This window comes from Streptomyces sp. SID14515 (assembly GCF_010548505.1).
GTDB classification, from domain to species: Bacteria; Actinomycetota; Actinomycetes; order Streptomycetales; family Streptomycetaceae; genus Streptomyces; species Streptomyces caviscabies.
Genome location: NZ_JAAGMH010000126.1, coordinates 36747 through 44807 on the forward strand (window position 1 = coordinate 36747; position 8061 = coordinate 44807).

The 8061-nt window shown below is 68.4% G+C and carries 2 protein-coding genes; both read right to left on the minus strand.

Annotated elements, in window-relative coordinates:
• Window positions 1–20: 20 nt before the first annotated feature.
• Window positions 21–4487, minus strand: coding sequence for a type I polyketide synthase (locus G3I54_RS30185; RefSeq protein WP_164619151.1), 4467 nt, complete (start codon window positions 4485–4487; stop codon window positions 21–23).
• A gap of 4 nt (window positions 4488–4491) precedes the next feature.
• Complete coding sequence (locus tag G3I54_RS30190) at window positions 4492–8058, minus strand: type I polyketide synthase (RefSeq protein WP_343240471.1); 3567 nt, start codon at window positions 8056–8058, stop codon at window positions 4492–4494.
• Window positions 8059–8061 lie beyond the last annotated feature (3 nt).

Here is an 8061-nt window from a genome sequence, read left to right on the forward strand (position 1 = left end):
AGAACACCCTCGCGTGGTAGTCAACTGAGTCCCAGGTCCTTGTTGATGAACTCGAACATCTCTCCCGCCGTGGCGGCTTCGAAGTCAGGAGCGTCATCGGATGAGCCGGTCACCTGCCGGTCGGACCAGTCCGCCAGCAGAGCCCGCAGTCGGGCCGTGACCGTCGCGGCCAGCTCCACCTGTGGATCGAGTTCGGACAGTCGGTCAGCGATCTCGTCGAGCTGGCGCAGCACCGGGGCTGCGGTGGACGAGGTGCTCTCTCCTATCAGCCGGTCCAGCAGATGCTGGGCCAGCGCCGACGGAGTGGGGTGGTCGAACATCAAGGTGGCCGGGAGGCTCAGTCCCGTAACGGTGCCCAGACTGTTGCGCAGGTCGACGGCGCCGAGTGAGTTGAGACCGAGTTCGAGGAATCCGCGCTCCGCCTCCACCTGGTCGTCCGATGCGTGGCCGAGCACGGCTGCGGCATGGTTTCGGACCAGCGCCAGAACGGCCCGTTCTCGCTCCAGTCCGGAAAGACCCGCGAGCCGCTCGCTGAAGTCCTCCGCGCGCTCGCCTGTTCCTGCCGGGACCGAGGCCAACGGCCGCAACAACCGCGGCAAGAGGTCGGCGGGAGTCTGCAGGAGCCCGGGCGCGAACTTCACCGGAAGCAGCACCGCATCGGAACAGGCCAGGGCCGTATCGAACAGCGACAGACCTTCCGTAGTGGTCAGGCCAAGCACCCCGGACCTGGCTATCCGCGAGCGTTCCGTCTGGCTGAGCCGCCCGGTCATCCCGGTCTCCTCAGCCCACAGCCCCCAGGCCAGTGACACCGCGGGCTTGCCCTCCGCGTGGCGCCGCTGGGCCAGCGCGTCCAGGCAGGCGTTCGCCGCAGCATAGTTGCCCTGGCCGGCACCACCGAGAATGGCGGCGGCGGAGGAGAACAGCACGAAGGCGGAGAGGTCGGTGTCGCGGGTCAACTCGTCCAGGTGCAGGGCCGCGTCCGCCTTGGGAGCGAGCACACGTCGCATCCGGTTAGGTGTCAGGGCTTCGACCACGCCGTCGTCCACGACGCCCGCACAGTGGATGACCCCGGTGAGAGGGTGCTGAGACGGGACGGCCGCGAGCAGCCGACGTAGCGTCTCCCGGTCGGAGACATCACCCGCGACAACGGTCACAGCAGCGCCCGCTTCGGCAAGCTCGGCACGGAGTTCGCCGACGCCGTCGGCCGTGTCACCGCGGCGGCTGACCAGCAACAGGTGCCTGACCTCGTGCCGGGCGACCAGATGTCGTGCCACCAGAGCTCCCAGTCCGCTGGTGCCCCCGGTGACCAGGACCGTACCTCGGGGGTCGAAGGAGCGGGGAGCGCCCGTGCCGCCCTCGGCCCGCACCACCCGGGGGGCGAACAAGTGGCCCTTGCGCACCGCCAGCCGTGATTCGCCACTGGCCGCAGCCGCGGCCAGTACGTCGGGGTCAGGATCGGTCCCGTCGCCGTCGAGCAGCACGAATCGGTCCGGGTGCTCGGCCTGCGCCGCGCACAACAGGCCCCACGCCGCCGCCCCGAACACATCGACGAGGTCCGTCGCGTGTACGCCTACGGCACCGCGAGTGAGCAGGATCGGCATGGGACCGTCCTGCGGTTCAGCTGCGAGCAACCCTTGGACCAGTTCAAGGGCCGCACCGGCGGCATGAGTCGGTTCGTCCTGTTCACCGTGTGAAACGGTATGTACCGTTGGCACGTCACCACTGCCGCCCGGCACCCGCACCTCCTCCCAGTCCAGGCGGAACAATGTGTCGGCGGCGGGCGCGGGCGTGGCGGGTGCGGCCAGCCAGAATCGCTGTCCCTGGAAGGGGTACGTCGGAAGCTCGACGGTCCGCGCATCGCTGCCGGCGAAGACAGCCGCCCAGTCGACCGGCACACCGTGCACGTGCAGCCGGGCCAACGCCTCGATCAGGCCCGGGCCTTCCGGACGGTCGAACCGCACCGACGCCACCGCGGCTATCGGGTCGTCCGAACGGCAGTTCTCCGCGACAGTCCCGGCAAGCCGGCCATCAGGGCCCAGTTCGAGCACGGTGCCGACACCGGCCGCTTCCAGCGCGTGGATTCCGTCACCGAACCGCACGGTCTCCCGTACGTGGCGGACCCAGTACTCCGGCGTGCACAGTTCGTTCGGATCGGCCAGTCGACCGGTGAGGTTGGAGACGATCGGGATCTCGGGCGGGTGGAACGACACCGACCGGGCGACCGCACCGAACTCTTCCAGCATCGGCTCCATCAGGGGCGAGTGGAAGGCGTGGCTCACCGGAAGCCGTGTGGTCCTCGGGAACCGGTCAGCAACTGCCAGAACCGCGTCCTCCCGTCCGGAGATCACCACCGCGTCCGGTCCGTTCACCGCCGCCAGGCTGACGTGGTCGCCCAGCAGGGGAAGCACCTCAGCCTCAGGTGCACGGATCACCACCATGGCTCCTCCGGCGGGCAGGGCCTGCATAAGCGCACCTCGGGCGGTAACCAGGGCGCAGGCATCCGGCAGAGAGAGCACACCGGCGGCGTGCGCCGCGCTCAGCTCCCCGATCGAGTGACCGATCAGGACGTCGGGGGTGACTCCCCAAGATTCGAACAACTGGTACAGGGCCACTTCGAAGGCGAACAGAGCCGCCTGGGTGTAAGCGGTCCGGTCCAGCAACGCCGCCTCCGGGGTGCCTTCGGGCGCGCACAGCACGGCCTTCAGCGGATGGCCGAGACGCGGGTCCAGGTGGGCCGCCACCTCGTCCAGAGCCCGGGAGAAGGCGGGGTACGCGGAGCACAGTTCGGCTCCCATGCCAGCCCGCTGCGAGCCTTGCCCGGCGAACAGGAAGGCGAGCGAACCGCTGCCCGTTCGGCCCTCTACCGCCCCGGCACGCGCTTCGCCCCGGGCGACTGCCTCCAGGCCGGTCAATAGCTGATCCCGGTCAGAAGCCACCACCGCGGCCCGGCGTTCCCAGGCCGATCGCGACGCGATCATCGAATAAGCGAGGTCGACGGGGTTGAGTTCCGGGTCGGCCAGGACAAGATCACGCACGCGCTCGGCCTGGTCGCGGAGCGCGGGCTCGCAACGGCCCGACAGCACGACCGGAACCGCGGGGAGCGATACGGAGGCATCCGGCTCGGACTCCGCCTCTTCCGGGGCTTCCTCCAGGATCACATGCGCGTTGGTGCCACTGATCCCGAACGAGGACACACCTGCCCGGCGCGGTCGGTCGATGCGCGGCCACGGGCGGCTCTCGGTCAACAGCTGGACGGCTCCCTCAGCCCAGTCCACGTGTGGTGTGGGCGCGTCGACGTGCAGCGTCTTCGGCAGCACACCATGGCGCATGGCCATCACCATCTTGATGACACCGGCCACGCCGGAAGCAGCCTGGGTATGGCCGATGTTGGACTTCACCGATCCCAGCCACAAGGGCGTCCGGCGGCCCTGACCGTAGGTGTCGATCAGTGCCTGCGCCTCGATCGGGTCGCCGAGCATGGTGCCGGTGCCATGTGCCTCGACAGCGTCCACATCGTTCGGGGCCAGCCCTGCGGAGGCCAGAGCCTGACGGACGACACGCTGCTGAGCCGGTCCGTTCGGCGCCGTCAAGCCGTTGCTGGCGCCATCGGAGTTGACCGCGCTGCCGCGGATCAGGGCCAGAATCCGCCGCCCACGGCGCTGGGCTTCGGACAGCCGCTCCAGCAGCAGCACCCCCACGCCCTCGCCCCAACCGGTTCCGTCGGCGGCGGCCGCGAATGCCTTGCACCGACCGTCGTCGGCCATGCCGCCCTGCCGGGAGAACTCGCCAAAGGTGCCCGGCGTCGACATCACGGCCACCCCACCGGCCAGGGCCAGCGAGCATTCACCGTTCCGTATCGCCTGTACCGCCAGATGAATGGCGACCAACGAGGACGAACATGCGGTGTCAATCGTCACCGTGGGTCCCTCAAGACCGAGGACGTACGCGATCCGGCCGGACAGCACGCTGCCCGATGCTCCCGTTATCTGATAGCCCTCGGCCTCCTCGCTGGCGGCCAGAACAGAGACGTATTCGTGCGGAGTGCCGCCGATATACACGCCGGTGCGGGTCTCCCTCAAGGAGCGGGGATCGACTCCGGCACGCTCGATCGTCTCCCACGCCGTCTCCAGCAGCAGCCGCTGCTGGGGATCCATGGCCAGGGCTTCCCGTGGGGATATACCGAAGAAGGCCGGATCGAAGTCGGCGGCATCGCCCAGGAAGCCCCCGACGTACCCGTTCGGTTCAGGCACGTTCCAGCCGCGGTCACGGGGCAATGCGGACAGGGTGTCCACCCCCTCCCGTACCTGTGCCCACAGGGCCTCGGGGCCGCGCCCGCCTCCCGGAAAGCGGCAGGAGATACCCACGATCGCGACCGGTTCGGTCGCACCGGCAGCCAGCCGTTCGTTCTCCTGCCTCAGTTGCTCGTTCTTCAGCAGTGATGCCCGCAAAGCCTCGGTCACCGTGTCTGTGGAAGTGCGCAAGGTCATCGTTCTAGCCCCGCCCGAGATCGGTGGCGGCGGTGTCGCCGCCGTCGCCCAGTGCCAGCTGAATCAGGGCGTCAGCATCCATCGTCTTGATCTCGTCGCTACGATCAGCCACCGGTTGCAGCCCGGCTGCTGGCGCAGACGGCTCCGGCCGAGCGCCCGGGAACAGCCTCTCGTGCACCAACCGGACCAGGGCGTCCAACCGCGGATAGTCGAACACCACGGTGACCGGCAGCCGAAGCCCGGTCACCGCGCTCAGCCGGTTGCGCAGTTCGACGGCGGTCAGAGAGTCGAAGCCGAGCTCACGGAAGGGCTTCTCCGGATCGACGGCGCTTGAGTCGGGGTAGCCAAGCACCGCCGCCACCTGCCCCTTTACCAGGCCGTGCAGCTCCTGGCGGCGCTCCGCCTCGGTCAGGCCCTGAAGCCGTTGGCTAAGCCCTACGGCCTGCTCTCCGCTTCCCACCACGCGGCGAGCAGGCGCACGGACGAGGCCGCGCAACAGCGCGGGAACTGTGCCGGAAGCGGCCTTGGCGCGCAGGGCCGCGAGATCCAGCTGGACAGGCAGCACCACCGCCTGGTCCGTGTCCAGCCCGGCGTCGAGGCGAGCCAGCCCTTCAGCGGCCGACATAGGCATGACGCCTCGTCCACTGGCCCGGGTCAGGTGTGCTTCACCGACCCGACCCGCCATTCCGGTGCGCTCCTCCCACAAACCCCACACCAGTGAGGTGGCGGGGAGGCCGGCGGCCCTCCGATAGTGCGCGAAGGCATCGAGAAACGCGTTCGCCGCCGCGTAGTTGCCCTGCCCGCCACCGCCGAAGGTGCCCGCCACCGAGGAGAACAACACGAACGCCGTCATCTCAAGACCGGCGGTCAGGTCGTGCAGGTTCAGCACGGCGTCGATCTTCGGCCGGTACACGCGGTCGACTCGTTCGGAGGTGAGGGAGGAGACCAGCCCGTCGTCGAAGACACCCGCACAGTGCACCACGGCTGTCAGCGGACGATCGTCCGGCAGCTCGTGGAGCAATCGGCCCAGCGCGTCACGGTCCGCCACATCGCAGGCGACGATGGTCACCTCCGCCCCCGCCTCGGCAAGCTCGTCGCGCAGCTCGGTCGCACCGGACGCGTTCGGCCCCTGTCGGCTGACGAGGAGAAGCCGACTGACGCCATGGTGGAGGACGAGGTGGCGGGCCACGAGCGCGCCGAGTCCTCCGGTGCCACCGGTCACCAGCACGTTGCCGGCGGGGTCTGCCCAAGCGTGGGGCTCCTTCGGCGCCGTGGGCTGCAACCTGGCCAGCCGCGGTACCCGCATGACACCGGCACGCAAGGCCAGTTGCGGCTCCCCCGTCACAAGCGCCGCCGGTAGGGCCCGCCAGGAGTCCACGTGCTCATCCACGTCCAGCAGCACGAACCGGCCCGGATTCTCGGCTTGCGCGGACCGGAGCAAGCCCCACAGAGGTGCTGCGTTCAGGTCGATGACCGGGTCCATGCCACCGGTGACCACAGCGCCTGTCGTTGTGACGACGAGCTGAGACTCTGCGAACCGCTCATCGGTGAGCCAGGTCCGGATGAGACTCAAAAGGCGTTCAGTGGTCTCCCTGACCTCTCGGGCCCCGAGCACCCGATCTACGTCCTGGGTGACCAACACCTTTTCGGGCAGGCGCGCCCCACTGCTCTCCATCGCTTCGGCCAACGCGGCCGGACTCGAGTAGCTGGGGAGCCCGGCATCCGGCGGGACCGGACCTATCACCGCGATCTTCTGAGGTGGCTCCGTCGGCATCTGCGGCAAGGCAACAGTCGTCCAGTCGACGTGGTATGTGGCGTCCTGGTGCGCAACCGGCCGGAGTTCCTCGGACGATGTGGCCCGTAGTACGAGTGACTCCACCGCGGCGACCGGTGCTCCGGTGTGATCGGCCAGCTGAACCGAGATTGAGTCCTCTCCGGCCAGGGCCAGGCGAACGCGCAGGGTCGATGCGCCGGTGGCGAAAAGGGAGACCCCCGTCCAGGCAAAAGGCCGTCGGCCAGCGGCGGTTCCGGGGAAGAACTGGCCGACGCCGACCGCGTGCAGCGCCGAATCGAGCAGAGCCGGATGAATCCCGAAGCCCGGCTCCTGGTCGGCAAGGTGCACCTCGGCATACACCTCGTCCCCGCGGCGCCATACCTGCCGCAGCCCTTGGAAGGCCGGACCGAACTCCACTCCGGCCTCGGTCATCCGCGTATAGAGACCGTCGAGGGACACGGGATCCGCTCCGGCAGGGGGCCAGACCACGAGCTCACCAGGGGCCGGCGGCTCTTCCTGGCTCAGCATGCCGTCAGCGTGCTGCGTCCAGGACGAGCCGACGGAGTCGGCGGCCTTGGAGTAGATGGTCAGGCTGCGCCGACCGGATCCGTCCGGACCGCTTACGTTGACCTGGAGGTCGACGGCGCCGGTTTCCGGCAGCGCGAGTGGGGCCTGCAGGGCAAGCTCCTCGATCTGGAAGCAGGCGACTTGATCTGCGGCGTACAGAGCCAACTCGGCGAATGCGCTGCCGGGCAGGAGTGTCGTACCCATCACGGTGTGGTCGGCCAGCCAGGGCTGGGACTTCAGGGAGAGCCTGCCTGTCAGCACCAGTCCGTCCGAGTCGGCCAGTTCTACGCCGGCAGTCAGGAACGGGTGATCGGGGGAGTTCAGCCCGGCGCCGGCGACATCCGTCGCGACCATCGGCGCTGAGTCGAGCCAATAGCGCTGGCGTTGGAATGGATAGGTAGGCAGATCAACACGCGGACCCGCCGGCACCAACGACGACCAATCCACCTCCACCCCATGAACCCACGCCTCGGCCACACTGGCCACAACCCGATCCCAACCCCCCTCACCACGACGCAACGTACCCAACGCCACCGCATCAACCCCCGCCTCATCAAAACCCTCGACAAGACCAGGAACCAACACAGGATGCGGACTCACCTCCACAAACACACCGAACCGCTGCTCCAGCACAGCATCAACCGCCGACCGGAAACACACCCGCTCCCGCAAATTCCGATACCAATAATCACCCCCAAGCTCCGCACCACCCACCAAACCACCCGTCACCGTGGAATAAAACGGCACCACCGAATCCCGCGCCTCCACCCCCTCCAACAAACCCAACAACTCCGACTCAAGCGCCTCCACCTGCGAAGAATGCGACGCATAATCCACAGACACCCGCCGCACCCGAACCCGCTCGGCCTCACACACACCGAGCAACTCCTCCAACGCAGCAACATCCCCCGACACCACCACCGACCCAGGACCATTCACCGCCGCAACCGACAACCGCCCAGGCCAACGACCAACCAACCCCTCCACCTCAACCAACCCAGCACCAACCGAAACCATCCCCCCCGAACCCGCCAACCGCCTCCCGATCAACCCACTACGCAACGCCACCACACGCGCCGCATCCTCCAAAGACAACACACCCGCCACACACGCAGCCGCGATCTCCCCCTGCGAATGCCCCACCACCGCACCAGGCACCACACCACACGACCGCCACACCTCAGCCAACGACACCATCACCGCCCACAACGCCGGCTGCACCACATCCACCCG

Coding starts and splice junctions, on each gene's coding strand:
- G3I54_RS30185 (WP_164619151.1), bottom strand. CDS start 4,487: ATGACCTTGCGCACTTCCACAGACACGGTGACCGAGGCTTTGCGGGCA.